Here is a 19760-nt window from a genome sequence, read left to right on the forward strand (position 1 = left end):
TGGACCGGCGTTTCTGCGCCGTAACCAGCAATTTTGGTTATTGGGTCTGAGTTCGCGCGGCGCTAACGACCATGGCAGCTTTTATGGCGGACGGGAAGTTTACAGCCGGGTGTCGTTTTTTCTGCCGTGGATCGAGCAGGTCATGCATCAGGCCGGACCACAAGTCCCGGCAACACTGGCGCTGCCTCAGCTACGGCGTTGGCCGGACGGGGTGACCGCAGAAAACATCCTGCAGATTTGTCAGGAGATAAGGCTGACTGCAAAACCCTGAGTTGGGCAGCGAGTTCTCTGAATCGGCTATTTGCCGAAGCTTTCGCTGCACACTGCGGCAAAAGCTCCGCGTTCAACCGCTTGTCCGAGCTGGCTAGCGCAGCCAGTATGTCGCGTGCTTTCATCAAGTGATGGGCATCACCTGACTTCAGGCCATCACTCTGCCAGCCGGGCGCTAAATGGCGATGCCGGCAGACCGGCGCTGTTGTAGAGCACCGCATCCGGATTGTCGGCATGGCCATAACGCACTTGCGTCGGGGCTGGCACTTGCGGATGAGACAAGCGGATCTGCCCATTTTCTAAGGCAACTTCAGCCCAGACAAACTGGCCGTCAGCACCAGCGATGGCAAAGGCCTTGCCGGGTTTCAGCACCAAGCCTTGTTCGCTGTGTGAAAAGCTCAGCAGCAACGACGCACCTTGTTGTTGCAGGCTTTGTAGCACTGGCCCGCGATACGCGATGTTTTCGCCATAAACCACCGCCCGCGCTGCAAGCGCCATGCGGCTGCTGAGCGTGCGCTTGTCGACCGGGTGGATGTCATTCCACTCGCCGGTATCGATGGCGACCACCATGGCAGTCTTGGGTTCGGTGAGCACGGCGGCTTGTGCTTCACGCAGACCGGCCCAGCTGCTTTGCAGTGGGTTTGATTGTTTCGGCAGGAAATTAGCCAATTGGACATATAAAAACGGCAATTCCGGCTGCTGCCACTGGGCACGCCACTGGCGGATCATGGCGCGAAAGCGCTGCTCATAGTGCTGGTAGGCACCGACATTAGATTCGCCCTGATACCACAACACCGCTTTTACCGGCAGAGTTTGCAGCGGCGCAATCATCGCGTTATAGAGCCCAAGCGGCTTCCAGCGGATAAAAGCATCCATCGGTAGCGCTTTGGCAGGCGTCGACGTCTGCATTTTCCACTGGCCGGTTAAATCGAATTTATTGCTGTCAGTGCCAAGCCAATAAGGTTTATCCGGGATAAAACCACTGCGGTTCTGCGCGCCATTGGTGACCGTGACGCGAACCGCAATCAAGTTGTCGCCGGCTTGAAGCAGGCCCTGTGGCAGCGGATAACGCCGTGGCGGATACATATAAGTGGTATTGCCGATTTGACTGCCGTTGACGTACACCTCTTCGGCATCAACGATAGATCCGAGCCGCAAAATCCGCGCCTGCGCGGCTTGTTCTGCTGTTAAGCGAATGGTTTTACGCAACCACCAGACGCCGGTGAAGGCATCTTGCCGAAAGCCAGGCACGGTAAAATCCGCCCACTTGCTGTCATCGAGCGCAGGCGAATACCAGGGCGTTTTTGCATGGAGGCCCGCGTCGTTCTTATGTAAATCACCATACCAGCGAGCATTTTTTGCCTGATCTGCCGCTTCAATATCGCGGATTAACGCATCGCTTTTGTAAATCTGCGCCAGTTGATAAGCGTCCGGAAACTGCTTAAGAGTGGACTCATCCAGCCAGGATTCGACCGGTGAGCCACCAAGTGCGGCGTTATAGATACCAATGGCTGTTTTGCTGTGAGCCTGTAAATCGCGGGCGAAATAAAAGGCCAGCGCGGAGAAATGCTGGATAGTCTTTGGACTGGCAACCAGCCATTGCCCTTCGCTGAGATCCTGCTGAGATGCTTTAAAATCATAACGTTGCGGTACATTAAACTGGCGAATAAGCGGATAGTTGGCGCTAAGCAGATCTGCCGGGTAGGCCTCTTCCAGCCGCGCCATCGTCAGTTCCATATTGGACTGACCGGAGGCGACAAACACATCGCCGAAGTAGACATCCTGCACTTTGAACAGGTTCTGACCCTGAAACTCCAGCAGATGCGGCCCACCGGCCACTTGCGGTGGCAAAGTCAGTTGCCAGCGGCCGTTTGCATCGGTTGTGACGGTGCCGGCAGCGGAGTCATTCAGGCGGACTGTGACTTGTTCACCCGGTGCGGCATAACCCCAAAGCGGCAGCGGCTGACCACTCTGTAACACCAGATGGTCACTGATGAGTTTGGGCAGGCGGATGTCCGCCTGCAGCGGGGCGGCGATGAATAACGTGAGCAGGGCGGACAAAAACAGCTTTGGCATCAGTCAGTTCCTTGGCTACATGGCACAAAACTCCAGACTGCCACGTACCCGCGGCAGGTCAAGCCATTTGACAGTTAAGGTCAGCCGGTCGCGAAATTTCGTAAAACAGCTGTGAACGCTGCCTGCTAAAAGCCCGCCACTTAAAGCCAGCCACGCTGCCTCGCGATGCGCGCGGCGTCGACGCGGTTGGCGGCATTAAGCTTATTGATCGCATCGGATAAATAATTACGCACTGTGCCTTCTGCCAGAAACAACAGCGCTGCGATGTCACTGGTGCTTTTGCCTTCACTGCACAGCCGCAGCGCGCGGCGCTCTTTGTCGTGCAGCGGGTTGTCCTGCCCGAGTGCCAGCATCGCCAGTTCCGGTGCTATCACTTTGCCGCCGGCCATCACTTTATCGATGGCGGCGAGTAATTCCGTGGCCGGGCTGTCTTTTAGCACAAAGCCGTCGACACCGGCCTGCAAGGCGCGGCGTACGTAACCGGCGCGTGAAAAGGTGGTTAGGATCATCAGTTTGCAGCGCTGACGTTCAGTCTTGTGCTGTTGTTCCTGCTGCAGCATTTCTACCAGTTCCAGGCCACTGAAACCGGGCATTTCGATATCGGTGAGCAACAAATCAAAGCTGTGCTGGCGCAGCAATTGCCGCGCTTGCTGGCCGTCTTCGGCTTCGGTGACCTGATGCTGGCCGAGCATTCGCAATAAGGTCGCCAGCGTGCTGCGTAAAATGGCCTGATCTTCAGCAAATAAAATGTTCATGCGGCGTGCTCCGTGATTGCGGGGGATTGCTGACAAGGCCAGCGCAAGACAAAACGGGTGGGTTCCAACTGCCAGCTGAAGCTACCGCCCAGCGCCTGCAGGCGCTGGCGGATGCCGGTCAAGCCGCTGCCGGGTAGCAGGTTGCTGCAGGGACCGTTGTCCTGTAGTTGCAGTTGCCAGTGGTGGCCATCGCTGCTGGCCTGCAAATAAAGTTCATCGCCATCGCTGTGTTTTAACAGGTTGGTGCAGAGCTCGGTCAGACAGAGCTCCAGCTCCGGCGGGCTTTGCGCGGCCAACGTGGTTAAATCCGCATCGACCAGACAAGTCCAGCCGTTGCTGCGCAGTAACGCTAACAATTCCGGTAACAGCACATCCAAGCCTTGCTGACGGTAGCCGCTGATGGTCTGGCGGACCTGCTGCAGGCTATGTCGCGCCAGCTGCTGCAACTCTGCCAGTTGCTGCCGTGCTGCCTGCGGCTGCTGTTGTGCCAGCCAGACGTCGGCGAGCTCGGCTTTTAACGCAATACTGGCCAGGCTATGCCCGAGTAAATCATGCAAATCGCGCGCGATGCGTTCGCGTTCCAGCTGGCGGGCCATCAACTGCAGTTCAGCGTCGCTGCGCTGCTGTGCTTGCTGATGCTGCAAGCGCATCCGCTCAACGATACCGGTCACTCCGACACCAAGCGCCACAATCACCGCATAAGCCTGCAACCATAGCGTCGGGTGCCACAGCCACAATAACGCGGCCTGCCACAGCAATAACAGCATGATGGCGGCAGCAAAACGAGCGCCGCTGAGCCAGAAACCGAGGAAAAAACTGAGGTAGGCAAACATCGCCATACTGCCGCTATTGAGCGGGGTCACCGCACTGGCGATGGCCCATAACCCGGCCAGCCACCACCAGCGCCGTTGTGGCTTGGCCTGATCAAGCTTCTGATAGATAAACAAAAAAGCGCCAAGCGCGCAGACGAGCACCGCCCATTGCCACCATGCGGTGGGTTGCAGCAGCGGCGGCAGGAAATAAAAGCCGAGGTACACCAGATAACCGCGACGCATGGTATTGGTTTGCATAGTTGGCTCCGTTCTGACAAAAACAGCACCGGGCAGGAAGGGCCCGGTGTTGTCGTGGCTAAAACATGGTGGTGTTTATGCGCCTTGCAGCAGCTTTTTCGCCCAGCCATAGTCCGGCGCCAGTTGCAGCGCCTGTTGCCAGTCCGCTTTGGCGCCGCTCAGATCCCCCGCTTCTTTTTTCGCCAGACCACGCCAGACATAGGCTTCGGCTTCGCCCCAGCAAATGTCCTGACAAGGTGCGGCGAATGCGCTAATCGCTGCATTGGTGTGGCTTAACGCAGCTTTTTTGTCACCGCCAAATAAGGTGGGTGTCTGATACGCCAGAATGGCGGCAGCCAGCGTGACGCGCGGGTTCTGTGGCTGCAGCGCGGTCGCAGCATCCAGCGCTTTACCGGACTGCTGACCGTAATACATGCCTTTAATCGGGTAGTAACCTGCCTGCATACCGCGGGTCAGCGCCAGCAAGGCCAGTGCTTCGGCTTTTAAGGTAGGCGCCGGTTCACTGGCAACCAACTGCTCCAATCGCTCGGCAGCAGCCGATAAAGCCGGCTTTAACACCGCTTCATCCGCCCGTACTGATGCGGTGACGGCCAGACGATATTGCGCGTAAGCGAACTGATAATCATCCTGCGCTTGCTGACTGAATTGCTGCAGCGCCTGGATATCCAGTTGTTGGCTGGCGAGGTCAATCGCGCTCAGCTGTTCTGTCACCGTCTCTGCAGCCGGTGCCAGTTGGCTGACAGCTAAGGCGCCCAGTAAAAAGACTGAGCGCAAGGTCAGACGCAGCGCATGTGTTGATGAATAATGTGTCGATGCAGTATGTGTTGTGGATGTCATGATGTGTGCTCCGGTGTAACGCCACCCTGGCGTTGTGGCAATCATGATGGCGCCCCGGCAGGAAGATCGGCAGTGTCAGACATCAGCAAGAGCGGGTGACAAATGTCAGGAGTTTGGGGGACATTGATATCATCAGAAGTTGTGTTACTGGCGGTGGGGTATAGGGCTACCAAGGCAACTTTGGGTGACATGTTGTGATGTTTGCGCTTGGGCGTCGCCCATCAATATCTGGTCTGTAACTGAGTTTTGTGCCAGTTGCGGACATTTTTTAATTATCATGTACGGCGTGTGACGCCCAGCGGGCGTTGCTTGCCGGTACCTACCGCCCCGACGTGAGGGTAGGCACGGTCAGCAACACCCGTTGTGCGACACCCGGTGTGCGACACCCGGTGGGTTTCGCTTTGCTCTACCCACCCTACCAGCCAGCGACCCGATCGTAGGGTGCAATGAGCAAAGCGAATTGCACCTTTGATATCCGTCGCAATATCAAACAATCTGAACCGAATTTCTGCATCACGCTCAAAACCGCCATTCCTAACGCCAACACCGGCGGCCATGATCTGGGCGAGCAACAGTGCATGTGCCAGTTGCCGGCACTCAACTACAGCCACCACCTGGTTTGCTATTGCCCGCCGCCACAAATGCCATTGCCTTCGTTTTCGGTTAAGCGAACTCTGGCCAGCTGGATTTGCAGGCCTTTGCCAGCGCTAATCAACAATGGATGGCTGATTTTGCTCAGATCAAAGGCTTTGTTGTTGTCAGTGAAACAGCGCAGCGGGATCTTCAGTTGTTGCCAGCCTTTGCCTTGCTGGCCCGCGAAGTTTGCAGTGAAATCGAGTAAGGTTTCACAGCCCGGTTGATCTGCTGTGCAGCGCATGCCGAGTTGAACTTTGCCCTGTTGTTCCGGCATTGCTAATAGCTGATATTCCAGTTCCAGTACCATGTCACCGTTGGCCTGGCGGGCCAGGTCTATGGCTTGCTGCTGGGCATGGGCAATAGCTGCCGTGGCCGGTGCGCTGAAACTCAGCAGGATCGAATCTTCCTGTTGCAGCCGGTCGGTCGCTTTGCTCGCGAGGGCGCCTGTGGCTGATTGTTGCTGCGGATCTGTCACTATCGTGACCTGAGCGCCATCAAGGAGCTGCAACTGCCATGGACTCACTGCTTTACCGGCATGCAGATAACGGCTGAAATTCACTACCAAATCGGCACTGATGCCAGAGTTTTCGCTGAGTTTTGCGACCACAACATCATCCTGATAATTCAGGCCATAACCAAAAGCGAATTGTGGCTTGTAGTCGGCATCGCCAATATTCAGCGGCTTGCCAGTCGCATCGGCCGGCCAGGAAAATGGCAGTTTGCCCTGGAAATCAAAACGGATGTTGCCATCCGGTGCCCGTACCAGCACATCGGCGATGGCACCGCCTTCAGTGCCCGGTAAAAAGGCGGCGACAAAAGCGTCGGATTGGTTCAGCTCCGGATTGACCCACAAAGGCCGGCCCGATAAAAACACCGACACGGTTGGAATACCCTGGGCTTTTAACTCGGTCAACACCTGCAGCGCGCGGCTGTCGTCAAAGGCCAGATGGGCGCGGTCACCGACAAATTCGGCATAAGGCTCTTCACCAAATACCACCACGGCCAGATCCGGTTTGCTGGTAAAACGGCCATTTTCACTCAGTTCAACTTTGCCGCCACCGGCTGCCAGCGCGCCTTGAAGGCCGGCATAAATCGATTCACCATTGGGGAAATCGCTGTTTTTATTGCCAGCACCTTGCCAGCTTAACGTCCAGCCGCCGCTTTGTTTACCGATATGGTCGGCGCCATCCCCGGCCAGTAACACTTTGCTGTTCGCTTTGATTGGCAGTAGCTTCTGATTGTTCTTCAGCAATACCAGCGACTTGCGCGCTGCTTCGCGCGCTACAGCCCGGTGTTCTGCGCTGCCCAGCAGCTCAAACTTGCCGGCGAGCGGGCGTTTGGACGGTTGCACCTGGTCAAACAGGCCCATCTCGGCCTTGATGCGCAGCACGCGGCTGACTGCTTCGTCGAGGCGGGCTTGAGTAATACGGCCGTCTTTGACCTGCGCCAGCGTGTTGTCATATAACTTCTGCCAGCTGTCCGGCGCCATAAACATATCAAGGCCAGCGTTTAATGCATTGGCACAGTCGGTTGGCGTGCAGCCTTTGACCTGACCATGGCCGTTCCAGTCGCCGACAACAAAACCGTCAAAACCCATCCGGCCGACTAACACGTCGCTTAACATCGGCTGGAACCCATGCATTTTTTCGCCGTACCAACTGTTGTAGGACGCCATCACCGCGCGAGCGCCGGCCTTGATCGCGCTGTAGTAGGGCAGGCCATGCAGATCACGTAAGTCGGCTTCGCTGTGCTGGTTATCACCCTGATCTTTGCCGTCGATGGTGCCGCCATCACCCAGGAAATGTTTGACGGTCGCCAGCATGTGGTTACCGCGCAGGAAGTCGGCGCTGCCCGGTTCACCCTGAATGCCTTGCAGAATTTCCGGCGCGTACGAGGCGACCAATGCCGGATCTTCGCCATAAGATTCGTAAGTGCGGCCCCAGCGGTCGTCACGCACCACGGCGATGGTTGGGGCGAATGTCCAGTCGAGGCCGGTCACCTGCATTTCAATTGCTGTCACCTGACCGATTTTGCGCAAAATCCCAGGTTCGCGCATCGCGCCTAAACCAATGTTATGCGGGAAAATAATGGCGCCTTTGACATTGCTGTGGCCATGCACCGCATCTGTGCCCCACATCACAGGAATATATGGCCGGCCGTCACTGGTGTCGGTGCTGGCTTGCCAGAACGCATCGGCCAGTTCCAGCCAGGCTTTGGGACCCACTCTGTTGTCGCGACCGGGCGCTGAGTTGCCGCCGTTCAGCACACTGCCGAGATAATAATCGCGCACTTGCTGTGGTGTGACCGAGGCGATGTCAGCCTGAATGAGCTGACCGACTTTTTGCGCCGGGCTCATTTGTGCCAGCAGCGCTTTGATTTTTTCCTCGACCGCCGGTTGGCGGGCGATAGGGGACGGTTGTAAAGGCCAGTTGTTTGGCTGGATCTGGGGTGTTGCCACCGCAGGCCCGGCGACCGCCGATGTTTCAGTCGTGGCGGGGGCTGTGTCTGCAGGCGCAGTGACCGCCGGCTCAGGCGCTTTGCCACAGGCGCTTAAGGCCAGGCTAGCGGACAGCAATAGGCCGGTGCTGAAATCTTTGTTCATGGTATCTCCTGATAAATTCGGCTGTGGTGCCAGGCTGGCCTTCTTTTTCATAGGGCGCTACGATTTATGGTTCACGGACTGCCATAACTGACGTTAACCCGGCTTTGTAAAGCCCTGGCCGCGCTAACATCGGTCACAGCGCCAGCGATGTTAAACACACCGCGCAGGCGCAGATCGGCCGACGAGCTGCCAATCATCACGCGGATCTCCCCGGGTTCCACCACCCAGCGCATTTGGCTGTCGAGAAATGCCAGTTGATTAACCGGCAAGGCAAATTTCACCCGTGCGGTTTGACCTGGTTCTAAACTGACGCGGGCAAAGCCAACGAGCTGTTGGACTGGCCGGGTTAAACTCGCCACCGGGTCCTGCACATAAAGCTGTACCACTTCAGTGCCGGCGCGCTTGCCGCTGTTTTTCAGCTGAAATTTAATCAGCGCCTCGGCACCAGCCGCCACATCAGGCGTGCTAATGCTCAGGTCGCTGTAGCTGAATTCGGTGTAACTCAGGCCATGGCCAAACGGATAGAGCGGGCTGATGTCGTCGTGCAGATAACCGCGGCTGCTGGACGCTTTGTGATTATAAAAACTTGGAATATGGCCGGCGCTGCGCGGGAAGGTGAGTGGCAATTTGCCAGAAGGGTTCACGTCACCAAACAAAATATTGGCAAGCGCTGTGCCGGTTTCTTGCCCCAGATACCAGGCTTCAACAATAGCCGGCATTTGGCTGGCGAGGCTGCCGAGTGTCAGCGGCCGGCCATTGCTGAGCACCAGCACCACAGGTTTGTCGCCGGCGGCGGCTTGTACTTGTGCTGCCAACAACTGCTGATCGGCGCTCAGTTCCAGCGTGGTGCGATCGCCTAAATGTTTGTCGGCCCAGGCTTCGCGGGCCAGCCCTTCGTTTTCACCGAGTACCAGCACCACGGCATCAGCCGTTTTCGCCAGCGCGACCGCTTCAGCGCGCAGCCGGGCGTTTTCTAAAGGGTCTGCTGCTACAGTGTCGTCGTGGTTCCAGCGTAGCATTGAATAAGTGCCGGCGTGCTGGCTGCGCTGCTGGATTGCTTTGGCCGCTGCGGCTTGCAGCGCATTGGTGCTGGAGGTGTCAGTGCTATCCGCTGTGGCAGCGCTTTTGGTTTGCAAAAAGCTGTTTTCGGTGATGCGGGCGCCGCGGGCAAAGCTGACCTTGGCTTTGCCCTTTAATTTCTGTTGCAGACCCTGCAGCACATTGACGGTCTGACGCGGAATACTGCTGTAACCACCCAACAGGGTTTCATCGGCATGCGGGCCAATCACGGCCAGATGCCGGATTTTACTGGCGTCCAGTGGCAGGGTGGCGTCATTTTTTAACAGCACAATGGATTTTTCGGCGATGCTTTGTGCCAGCTGGCGGCTCTTTGTCGAACCAAGTGTCTGATCTGCCTCTGCTACCACCACTTCCTGCTGTTCAAATAAACCGAGGCGGAATTTTAACCGCAGCACTGCGCGTACCGCGTCATCAATCACCGCAATATCCAGCGCACCGCTTTTGACCTGTTCGGCTAATAGCGGATAGGCTTTGGGATCTGGTGTTTCCATATCGACGCCAGCAAGCAAGGCTGCTTTGGCGGCTTCGGCATCATTGGCATACAGCTGATGGCGGCTACGCAGTTCCTGAATGGCAAAATAGTCGCTGACGACAGCGCCCTGAAAACCCCATTGCTTGCGCACTATATCGCGCAGCAACGGCTGATTGATATGCGATGGCAGCCCGTCAACTTCGTTGTAAGACGGCATGATACTGGCGGCATGCGCCAGCTTCACGGCGGCTTCAAACGGCGTTAAAAACACCTCGGCCAGTTCTCGCGGCGCGATATGGGCCGGTGCTGTGTTGACGCCTGCTTGCGGCTGACCATGGCCGGTTAAATGCTTTAGCGTCGCGACCACTTTGTCATTGGCAAAGCGCTGATCCCAGCCATGTTCTGGCGTAGGTTCACCCTGGAGACCGCGAATGGCGGCAATCCCCAGTGTGGCTACCAGATAAGGGTCTTCACCCATGGTTTCTTCAATCCGGCCCCAGCGCGGGTCGCGGGCTATATCCAGCACCGGCGCTAAGGCCCAGTGCGCACCGGTGGCGCGCATTTCACGCGCGGCGACGCTATACATCTCCTGCACATCATCGGCCGACCAGCTGCTGGCCAGTGCCATCGCCTGCGGGAAGCTGGTGGCATCAAACGCGACATAACCATGCAGTGCTTCTTCATGCATCAGCGCCGGAATGCCAAGCCGGGTATGTTCACGCAGCCAGCGCTGTGCCGCATTATTAAACTCGGCGGTTTGCTGTGGCGTTTTAAATTCACTGGGCCGGGCGATATGGCCAATGCCATGCGGCATCAGGCTGGCGGCTTTTTCCGGAATAAATTTCAGCTTTGCATCTTCCATCTGCCGGCGTTGATGCCAGACGCTCTGCAGCTGCGCCAGTTTTTCTTCCAGCGTCATGCGCTTTAATAAATCCTCAGTGCGCTCAGTGACGGAACGCGCCGGGTCCTGATAAGGCAACTTTGACGTTGCGGCAACGGCGGCGGCGCTTAGCACTGTAATTGACGCGGCTGCTGACATCGCACTGAGAATCGATTTACGCATAAAACTTCCTTGAATTGACCGGTTTAACGCCGGACTGTGAATCGCAACAGCCCGGTGTTTTATTCGCGACTTTTCATGCACGACTGTTCATGCACGATAGGGCTTCAGCGGCACAATACGGCCGTCAGCGTCATACTGCAGTTCGGCCATTTTGATACTGCGCAGGTGCGTCACGCCGCCAGACAAAATCGAGTCGTGGTAGAACAGATACCATTTGCCCTCGAACTCGGCGATCGAGTGATGAGTGGTCCAACCGACCACAGGTTCCAAGATATGGCCCTGATAAACAAAAGGTCCGTACGGGTTATCGCCAGTGGCGTAACACAATAAGTGGGTGTCTCCGGTCGAGTAGGAGAAGTAGTATTTGCCCTGATATTTGTGCAGCCACGACGCTTCAAAAAAGCGTCGTGCGGTATCGCCAGCCAGCAAAGGCTGGCCATTTTCATCCAGGATCCGGATTTCACGCGGCACTTCAGCAAATTCGAGTAAATCGTCGCGAAGCCGCGCTACTCGTGGGCCTAACGCTTTTTCAGCGGCGGCCGGTTCCTGATGGTCGGCATGCCATTGGTTGTCGCGGTAATGCTGCAGTTGTCCGCCCCAGATGCCGCCAAAATACAGATAATATTCACCGTCATCGTCGGCAAATACCGCCGGATCTATCGAATAACTGCCAGCGATTGGTTCTGGTTGTGGCGTGAAGGGGCCGGTCGGGCTGTCGCTTACCGCGACGCCAATCTGGAAGATCCCGTCAGCTTTTTTCGCCGGGAAATACAGATAAAACTGCTCACCTTTTTGCGCCGCATCCGGTGCCCACATTTGCCGCGTGGCCCAGGGCACGTCATTGACATGCAGCGCCACGCCGTGATCTGTCACGGGTTCGCCAGGCGCAGCCAGCGACAGCACATGGTAGTCCTCCATGCCAAAGTGATCGCCGTTGTCGTTAAACGGAATGCCGGCGTCGATGTCGTGCGACGGATAGATATAAATGCGGCCGTCAAACACATGGGCGGACGGATCGGCTGTGTAAATATGCTCGACCAAATCGGTCGAAATGGCTTGTTGCTTCAGCGCCTCGAGCTGCTTCGCGGTGTATTCAGACATCAGCGTTACTCACTTTCGTTATGCAGTTTTAATCTGTTCGTGCTTTGTTTATTCAGTGGCGAGACTGGCCGCGGCAGCGCGCCGTGCGCTCAGCTCACGCTCAATCTGGCTTTCTTTATGTTTATTGATTTCGTACAGGCAAACGATGCCAACTCCGAGCAAAAACGGCAGCGCGGCATACAGGCTGACCGATAATTTGATGCCGTCGATGGTGTCTGCGCTTTGCGTGGCAAGGCTCGCGTCATAACCCACGTTGGCCAGAATGCCAGCAACCAGGGCGCCGCCAATCGACAGGCCCAGTTTCAGCCCAAAAATCATCGCGGAAAAAATGATGGCAGTGGCGCGGCGGTGGTTTTTCCATTCGGAATAGTCGGCGACGTCGGCGATCATCGCCCACAGCAGCGGAATGGTGATGCCATAAAAAAAGCCGTGCAGAATTTGCGACAAAAACACCAGACCGATGGCATCGGACGGAAATAGGTAAAACGCCAGAATAAACAGCGTCGAGACAAACAGTGCTACGGCAAACACATCGCGTTTGCCAAAGCGGTCGGCCAGCGGTTTGGAAAAGCCGATACCGAAGATCATGCAAATGATGCCGCCGGCGTTGAACAGGCTAAAACCTGAGGTCGCCGCATCTTTTGGCCATAAGAACTCGGTTAACCCCAGGCTGGTCAGTACGGCATTTAAACCGGCAATAAAACCATTAAAACCAATGTCCTGCAGAAAAGTCGCAACCTTGGCGTCATCCAGATAATTCTCAAAATAGAAAATGTACATGCCGCCTTTGAGGGCCAGCGTGATAAACACCAGCACCGTTAAAATCAGCATGATGAGCCAGGGTTTGTTATGCACAAGGTCGCCGATGTCCTGACGGATACTGGACGACTGCGCGGCGATGGTCAGCACCCGTTCGCGGGTGGTCAGAAAAGTAATCAGGAAAAACACTATGCCGACGCTGGCAAACAACGTCATGGTGTTTTCAAAGCCAACGGCTTTATCGCCGTCGCCCAAAATCAGCACCAGCGGCAGCAACAGCGCCTGAATAATAAACTGCGCCACCATCACAGCCACAAAGCGGTACGCCGACAAGCTGTTGCGGTCGGCCATATTGCCGGTTAACACGCCACTGAGCGCCGAGTAGGGCAGGTTATTGGCCGAATACACCAGCACCAGCAACACATAAGTACAAAATGCGTAAGCGATTTTTCCTTCCGGGCTAAAAGCCGGCGTGCTAAAGGCGGCCAGCGCAATCACACCAAAAGGGATGGCTGTCCATAAAATCCAGGGGCGGAATTTGCCCCAGCGCGTTTGCGTGCGGTCAGCAATGATACCCATGATCGGATTAAAACAGGCGCCGATTAAACCGCCGGTAAAAATGATGGTGGCCGCAGCAGCGGGCGGGATTTGGTAGACATCGGTGTAGAAAAAGGCGAGAAATGTCATCAACGTCTGAAAAATCAGATTGGCGGCCAGATCGCCGAGGCTGTAACCGATTTTCTCGGTCACGCTTAAGTTTTGTCCTGCAGTTTGCATCGTCTATTGCCTGTGATTAAAAGCGCTGTGTTGTCACTATGCCGGCTGTCAGCGCCTGCTGTGATCGATTTTTTAATAATTATGTTTTATTTCAATAATTTATTATCTTTTTTGTGCCGCAGTTGCGAAGGCAAGATACTGCTCAGTACTGCCGCGCCGACCGCGCCGTTGCCAAGATGACAGCCTTACCATACAAGAACAACCGAGGGGCTGGTCTAACGGAATGTTCTGAAAGAATTATCTTTTTTCACATCGCCAGTGTGTTCCTGACAGAGAAAACTTATGCTGGCGAAAATAACGGCATCTGACAACAACAAGAAATCTGACAAGGAGCGACCCCGTGCAATCCGCAAATGATCCGCTGGCCCCAACGGCCGGCAATTCGCAACAAGACCATTTACTAAAAGACCTGACCCATGCGCAGGAAAATAAAGCGTTAATTCTGTTTATCAGTCTGGTGGCCACTATCGGTGGCTTTTTATTTGGCTTTGACAGTGGCGTGATTAACGGCACTGTCGATGGGCTGAAACTGGCGTTTCAGTCAGAGAGTGTCGGCACCGGCTTTAACGTCGCCAGTATGCTGTTGGGCTGCGCTATTGGCGCCTACTTTGCTGGCCGGCTGGCGGATATTTATGGCCGTAAGGTGATTTTGTTATGGTCGGCGGTGTTTTTTATCGTCAGCGCCTGGGGCTCTGGCATTGCCGACGGCTCGCTAGAATTTGTGATTTACCGCATTCTGGGTGGTTTTGCGGTGGGGGCTGCTTCGGTGATCACGCCGGCTTATATCGCCGAAGTGGCGCCGGCACGCTATCGCGGCATGCTGACGACTTTGCAGCAAATCGCCATTATCCTCGGCTTGTTTATGGCTTTTGTCAGCAATTACCTGTTGGCGGAATTTGCCGGTGCTTCAACCGAACCGCTGTGGTTTGGCATTGATGCCTGGCGCTGGATGTTCTGGATGGAACTGCTGCCTGCGGTGCTGTTCCTGCTGATGTTGTTGTTTATTCCGGAAAGCCCGCGTTTTCTGCTGCTAAAAGGCCGCGACGAGGCTGGTGCCAATGTACTGCAACGGCTGTATGGTCAGGCGGCGGCAAGCCGTAAAGTGCAGGAGATCCGCGAGTCACTGCAGGCTGACCACGCCCCCCGGCTGGCTGATTTACTTGATCCCGTCACCGGTAAATTACGCAAACTGGTGTGGGTTGGGATTGGCCTCGCCAGTTTTCAACAGCTGGTGGGCATTAATGTGGTGTTTTATTACGGCGCCGTGTTGTGGCAGGCGGTCGGTTTTTCTGAATCCGACGCCCTGATGATTAATGTGATCAGTGGCGGCATCAGTATCGCCGCTTGTGTGCTGACGCTGTTGGTGATTGACCGCATCGGCCGTAAGCCGCTGTTATTGTGGGGCTCTGTTGGCATGACGGTCACTTTAGCGCTGGTGGTCTATGCCTTTGCCAATGCCGATCAGGACGCCGCCGGCAATCTGCTGCTCGGTGACTACGGCACGCTGGCGCTGGTCAGTGCCAATGCTTATGTGTTTTTCTTTAACCTGTCGTGGGGCCCGGTGATGTGGGTGATGCTTGGCGAGATGTTCCCGAATCAAATCCGTGGTGTCGGCCTCGCGGTCAGCGGTTTGGCGCAGTGGCTGTGTAACTTCCTGATCACGATGACCTTCCCGCTGTTATTAACCGGCATTGGCCTCGCCGGCGCTTATGGTTTGTATGCGTTGGGTGCGCTGTTGTCGGTGTTTTTTGTGCTGAAAATGGTGCATGAAACCAAAGGCAAAGAACTGGAAGAGATGGAATAAAGCAGCGAAGTCGCAGCTGTGTTTTTACAGCAACACCTGTCAGGTGGAGGCCAGCTCGCTATGCTGGCCTCCATCCGCATGTCTGGCCGCAATGTAAGTGGAGCCAATAAAGTGTGAGCCGCCTGCGGTCACAGCTGGCCTGCAGATCTGCTTGCACAGCTGCCATCCATCCAACAACCAAATTCCGTAACAGCATCAATAACAAAAGTCATTCAAAGCACTGAAATCGCAGGCTAGGCTGAAACTTTCGGCGGACAAGGCGACGCGATGACACAATTCTCTCTGATCAATCAGCATGGCGATGAACTGGTAGTGTTAGCACAAGGCGCTATCCTACAGCGCTGGTCGACGGTGCTCGCCGGCGCGCGGCGTGAGCTGATTTTAGGATATCCGGCGCCGGCATATTACCGGCAGGACCCGTTTTATCTGGGGGCTGTGGTCGGTCCTTATGCTAACCGCATTGGCGGTGGTTGCTTTATGCTGGACCAGCAGTTGGTGCAACTCGAACAAAATGAAGGGGCCCAGCATCTGCATGGTGGTAGTATCGGCTTGCACCGGCTGATGTGGCAGCTGCAGGAACACAACCCTGATAGTCTGGTGTTAGCGGCCGAAGTCCCGGATGGGCAGGGCGGTTATCCCGGGCCCATAAAATTCTGTATTCGTTATCAGTTCAGTGCGCCCACAGCGCAGCAAACTGAGTTGCAAGTCACGCTGGAAGCGAGCAGCAGTTGCGCCACGCTGATTGGTCCGACTTTACACCCGTATTTTAATTTAGCCGGCAGTACGACCAACGTGAACGAGCATCAGCTGCAGCTGGCCGCGGCGCACTATGCAGTGGTCGATGAGAACAGTATTCCGACCGGTGAACTGCGCAAAGTGCAGGGCACGGCTTTTGATTTCCACCAGCCGCGCTTGTTGGCGGACACCCAGCTTGACCATAACTTTGTGGTACATGGTCATTTGCAGCAAGCGGCTGCCGTACTGACCAGCCCACAAGGCGATTTAGCGCTCAGCGTCAGCTCGGATTATCCCGGCCTGCAGGTCTATACCGGCGATCATCTCAAAAGCCCGTTTGTAGCGCGTCAGGGCATCTGTTTAGAACCGCAGTTTTTCCCCGACTCACCAAACCAAAAAGGCTTCCCATTCCATTTCACCCGGCCGGGTCAGCCGTTTGTGGCGAAGATCCGCTATGTGCTGAGCCGCGCTGACCAGCAGTTAAATCCTCAGGCATGAAACATCCAGCGCACGCCAAACGCATCGTTTAATGCACCATATAAACCAAAGGGGTGTTGCGTCAGTGGGTCTGTGACGGTCGCTCCAGCACTGAGCTGCTGAAACAGCCTGGTGGTTTCTTCCGCGCTGCCGCCACTGACATACAGACACATCAGATTGCCAGGCTGTGGTTGCTCTGTCGGATGCAGCCAGTCCGACGCCGCAATATCAATCAGAGGGGAAGTGAGCCGGGCATGTACCACGCGTGCATGCAGCGCTGGTGGAAAAGCCTGCTGCATCGGTGAATCACCGACTGTGGTCAGCTGCAATTCGCCACCAAACACTTGCTGATAAAAGGCAAAAGCCGCTGCACATTGGCCATCAAATAACAGGTAAGTAGAGATTTGCATCGGGAGCTCCAAGATCTATCCCTGGTGATGGTTGACTATGGCGCGGAACGGAATGTGTGGCAATTGCGATTTTTCATCAAACCTGCGGTTGCTGTGTCGTTGAATTGGTCGTTGAATTGGTCGCTGAATTAGCCGTTCGTACGCTGTTGTGACTGTGCCACTGCGTCTGCGGTGCAACATGCTATGTTGATACGAAGCCCCGCCCCCTTCAGCCATGCTGTTGCTGTGAAGGGGAGAGATCCCTGATGAGAATACAGTACCAACTTTTACCGGCTCTGAACGCAACCAACCAAATCTTCAGGTTTTTGGCTTGAACATGCCGTGCATCGTTAACCAGTTGGTGAAGGCTGCAAACCAGCCGGTGCTGGTGGTGGTTTTGGGGTACATGCCAAAGCCGTGACCGCCTTGTTCGTAAAAATGAAACTCAACCGGCTTTTTCGCCTGATGCCAGCTTTCGATCAGGCCAAATTTGCCATTGGCGAAAAACGGATCGTCGGCGGCCAGGGCGACAAACAACGGTGGCGCATCCGCCGGCACGGTCACGGCATCGAGCGGGCCATAGATATTGGCAATAAAAGCGGGTTTGGCATCTTTGCCGACCAGCGTGGTTGCCATCGTCAGCATAGCGCCAGCCGAGAAACCAATCATACCGATGCGCTTGGGATCGACTTGCCATTCGCCGGCGCGGCTACGCACCAGCGCGAAAGCGGCGCGGGAATCCTCTAACTGTGGTGCCAGCTGCGTAGCCATTGTTGCCGGATCAGGGCGGGGCGGCCGCCGTGCAGTGCCGGAAAACATCTCATGCATCGCCTGCTGGAAACCGGCCATGTCGGCTGGGGTCTGGTTCAGGCGATATTTCAGCACAAAAGCGGTGATGCCTTGTTTTGCCAGCGCGTTGGCGACATCCCAGCCTTCGTTGTCCATCGACAGCGTACGAAAGCCGCCACCGGGGGCCACTATCACCGCAGCACCACTGGCTTTGCCGGGCGCCGGCAACACAGGCGTCAGGGTTGCGACCGTGACATTGCGCACAAAGCGGCTGCCATATTGTGAGTGCCAGGATTCCTGTGCCACAGCGCCGGGCAGAGCTGGCGTGCCAAGTTCAATCGCCTGAGTCTGCGCCGGTGTAGCTATCGGCGTCATCTGGTCATTGGCTTGCGCGGCGGCCTTAAAAGTACACAGGCAAAGTGCGAGTAAGAACGACTGGCGTATTTTCTGCTGCCAGAGCAAGTGTGGGCGCGCAGAGCAGAGCCTGTGTCTGTTATTCAGGTTGTGCATTTTATCCTTCTCCTGGTTGGTTGCTGTGCATCACGATGGCTGCGACTAGGGTTTGCGCGTGCGGATGATTGGCTTGATGCTACCATCCGGATTAAAAAACACCTGGTCCAGCGCGACGGACCGGCGGTAATTGCCGCCACCGGGTAAGTCGGCGTTGTGGTAAGCCAGATAGGTCTGGCCGTTAAAATCAAACAGGGCCGGATGGATGGTCGTCGTGCCCGGCAGCGGGTCCATGATGACGCCGCGATACTGCCAGGGGCCGCTGGCAGAGTCGCTGGTGGCATAAGCCAGACTTTCCGGAAAGCCGGCCGCATACACCAGGTAATACATCCCGTGGTGTTTCGACAGATGCGGGCCTTCTTCGAAGTTCGGTAAAGTCGTCACCTTGTTGATGTTGACCTCGCTGCTATCGCGGTTCTGCATCCGGCCTTTTGCATCCAGCTGGTATTTTTCGCCTTTCAGATGGACCAAATCAGGTTCAAGTTCTGCCCACCATAACTGCTGATTGCCCCAATACAGATAAGCGTGGCCGTCGTCATCGACAAAGACCGCCGGGTCGATATTGCGCCAGCTGTGTTGTTTATCTTTGGCGGTATTTTCGAGCAAAATCATCGGCATGCCGCGTGGATCTGTGAAGGGGCCTTTCGGGCTGTCGCCAACTGCCACACCTATCGAAAAGCCAAAGGCGCCGCCGGTCTGGCCGCCTTCAACCGCAGCGTAAAAATAGAATTTGGTTTTACCGCTGGCATCTTTGCGGGCAATGACATGATGGGCGTAAGCATTGCCGGTCTTGGCGTCGCCACGCGCCCAGGCAAAATCAGTGGAGCGAAACACGGCGCCTTGATTTTGCCACTTGCTGAGGTCGGTACTGGTCCAGAGCCGGTAGTCATACATGCGGTAATCTTTGCCTTGCTCTGATTGTTCGTCGTGGGTGGTGTAGAGGTACACAGTACCGTCATGCACCAGCGCCGCCGGATCTGCCGTGTAAATCAGCGGGCCGTTTGGGGATGTTGGGTCTTTGCTGTCGGATTTAATGATTGGGTTGTCGAACTGGCTTGGCGTCGTTGTCGGTGGTGCTGAGATTTCGTTTTTTGCAGCGCTGGTAGCGGGATGAAGCAGCATAGCGCCCAGCAATAACGCCGATGCGAACCGAGATTTTACCGCGCGAAAAGAGGACAAAATCAACATCACCATGAGCCCTGTCTGATAACAAATAGTGTTAGTTAGTGTGTTGAAAATTCAGCCAAAACGGAACGGCAAGGCTGTTATGAAACTGGGTAAACGGTTTGTTTTATTTGGGCGTTAAGAGTTAGGTTGGACTTTGTGGGCGGGGCTGATTCGGGTTGTGAACTGATGGCTGTGTTGTGTGAACAGCTCGCCATTCGTGGCAAAGCCAACAGCGCCACCACTGCGTTCGCCCGTTCGCGCCTCCCGCGCTCACTCTTGATCGCTCACTCCGCGGCTGCCGCTGCTGGCTTTATTGGGGTTTGGAGATGACTGCTATGAGCGAATAGCGGTAGAAAGAAGTGTCTGGCTTTAAGCATTATGACGGTCTGCA

13 protein-coding genes and 1 pseudogene are annotated in these 19760 nt (G+C 55.8%); 3 read left to right on the forward strand and 11 right to left on the reverse strand.

All coding sequences use genetic code 11. From position 1 onward, the window contains the following. Nucleotides 1–271 (forward strand): annotated as a pseudogene (locus ACFFJP_RS03075) (trypsin-like serine protease); the annotation flags it as partial. Between the two features lie 155 nt (nucleotides 272–426). Here the strand turns inward: ACFFJP_RS03075 and ACFFJP_RS03080 are convergent. From ACFFJP_RS03080 to ACFFJP_RS03115, 8 genes are all read right to left on the reverse strand, one after another. Continuing rightward, entirely contained in the window at nucleotides 427–2346 is a 1920-nt protein-coding gene (locus ACFFJP_RS03080; protein ID WP_377240404.1) for a sialate O-acetylesterase, read from the reverse strand. 140 nt (nucleotides 2347–2486) lie between these two features. Then, nucleotides 2487–3101: a response regulator transcription factor gene (locus ACFFJP_RS03085; RefSeq protein ID WP_377240407.1), complete on the reverse strand. Its 615-nt coding sequence runs from the start codon at nucleotides 3099–3101 to the stop codon at nucleotides 2487–2489. Further along, nucleotides 3098–4171, reverse strand: a complete 1074-nt coding sequence (locus ACFFJP_RS03090; RefSeq protein ID WP_377240409.1) for a sensor histidine kinase — start codon at nucleotides 4169–4171, stop codon at nucleotides 3098–3100. Before ACFFJP_RS03090 ends, ACFFJP_RS03085 begins: the two co-directional genes overlap by 4 nt. Before the next feature lie 75 nt (nucleotides 4172–4246). Continuing rightward, nucleotides 4247–5008, reverse strand: coding sequence for a tetratricopeptide repeat protein (locus tag ACFFJP_RS03095; protein WP_377240411.1), 762 nt, complete (start codon nucleotides 5006–5008; stop codon nucleotides 4247–4249). 622 nt (nucleotides 5009–5630) lie between these two features. After that, nucleotides 5631–8246 (reverse strand): glycoside hydrolase family 3 protein, encoded by a 2616-nt coding sequence (locus tag ACFFJP_RS03100; protein ID WP_377240413.1) that lies wholly within the window; start codon nucleotides 8244–8246, stop codon nucleotides 5631–5633. Between the two features lie 71 nt (nucleotides 8247–8317). Beyond that, nucleotides 8318–10861 carry a glycoside hydrolase family 3 N-terminal domain-containing protein gene (locus ACFFJP_RS03105; protein WP_377240415.1) on the reverse strand — a complete coding sequence of 848 codons (2544 nt, stop codon included), beginning with the start codon at nucleotides 10859–10861 and terminating at the stop codon, nucleotides 8318–8320. An 87-nt stretch (nucleotides 10862–10948) separates the two neighbouring features. Beyond that, nucleotides 10949–11962 carry a glycoside hydrolase family 43 protein gene (locus tag ACFFJP_RS03110; protein WP_377240417.1) on the reverse strand — a complete coding sequence of 338 codons (1014 nt, stop codon included), beginning with the start codon at nucleotides 11960–11962 and terminating at the stop codon, nucleotides 10949–10951. Nucleotides 11963–12010: 48 nt separating this feature from the next. Further along, nucleotides 12011–13498: an MFS transporter gene (locus ACFFJP_RS03115; RefSeq protein ID WP_377240419.1), complete on the reverse strand. Its 1488-nt coding sequence runs from the start codon at nucleotides 13496–13498 to the stop codon at nucleotides 12011–12013. A gap of 340 nt (nucleotides 13499–13838) precedes the next feature. Here ACFFJP_RS03115 and ACFFJP_RS03120 point away from each other — a divergent pair, with 340 nt between their 5' ends. Together ACFFJP_RS03120 and ACFFJP_RS03125 are read left to right on the forward strand one after the other, a co-directional pair. Continuing rightward, nucleotides 13839–15302 (forward strand): sugar porter family MFS transporter, encoded by a 1464-nt coding sequence (locus ACFFJP_RS03120; RefSeq protein WP_377240421.1) that lies wholly within the window; start codon nucleotides 13839–13841, stop codon nucleotides 15300–15302. Nucleotides 15303–15569: 267 nt separating this feature from the next. Beyond that, on the forward strand, nucleotides 15570–16535 hold the full coding sequence (locus ACFFJP_RS03125) for an aldose epimerase family protein (protein ID WP_377240423.1): 966 nt from the start codon (nucleotides 15570–15572) through the stop codon (nucleotides 16533–16535). Here ACFFJP_RS03125 and ACFFJP_RS03130 read toward each other — a convergent pair. The 3 genes from ACFFJP_RS03130 to ACFFJP_RS03140 form a co-directional block, all read right to left on the reverse strand. Further along, the gene (locus tag ACFFJP_RS03130; protein WP_377240425.1) at nucleotides 16526–16924 is read right to left on the reverse strand and encodes a VOC family protein; all 399 of its coding nucleotides are present in this window, start codon (nucleotides 16922–16924) and stop codon (nucleotides 16526–16528) included. The genes ACFFJP_RS03125 and ACFFJP_RS03130 overlap by 10 nt on opposite strands. Nucleotides 16925–17221: 297 nt before the next feature. After that, nucleotides 17222–18202, reverse strand: a complete 981-nt coding sequence (locus ACFFJP_RS03135; protein WP_377240427.1) for an alpha/beta hydrolase — start codon at nucleotides 18200–18202, stop codon at nucleotides 17222–17224. A gap of 45 nt (nucleotides 18203–18247) precedes the next feature. Next, complete coding sequence (locus ACFFJP_RS03140; protein WP_377240429.1) at nucleotides 18248–19324, reverse strand: glycoside hydrolase family 43 protein; 1077 nt, start codon at nucleotides 19322–19324, stop codon at nucleotides 18248–18250. Nucleotides 19325–19760: the final 436 nt, after the last annotated feature.

Source organism: Rheinheimera tilapiae, assembly GCF_042432165.1.
Classification (GTDB): domain Bacteria; phylum Pseudomonadota; class Gammaproteobacteria; order Enterobacterales; family Alteromonadaceae; genus Pararheinheimera; species Pararheinheimera tilapiae.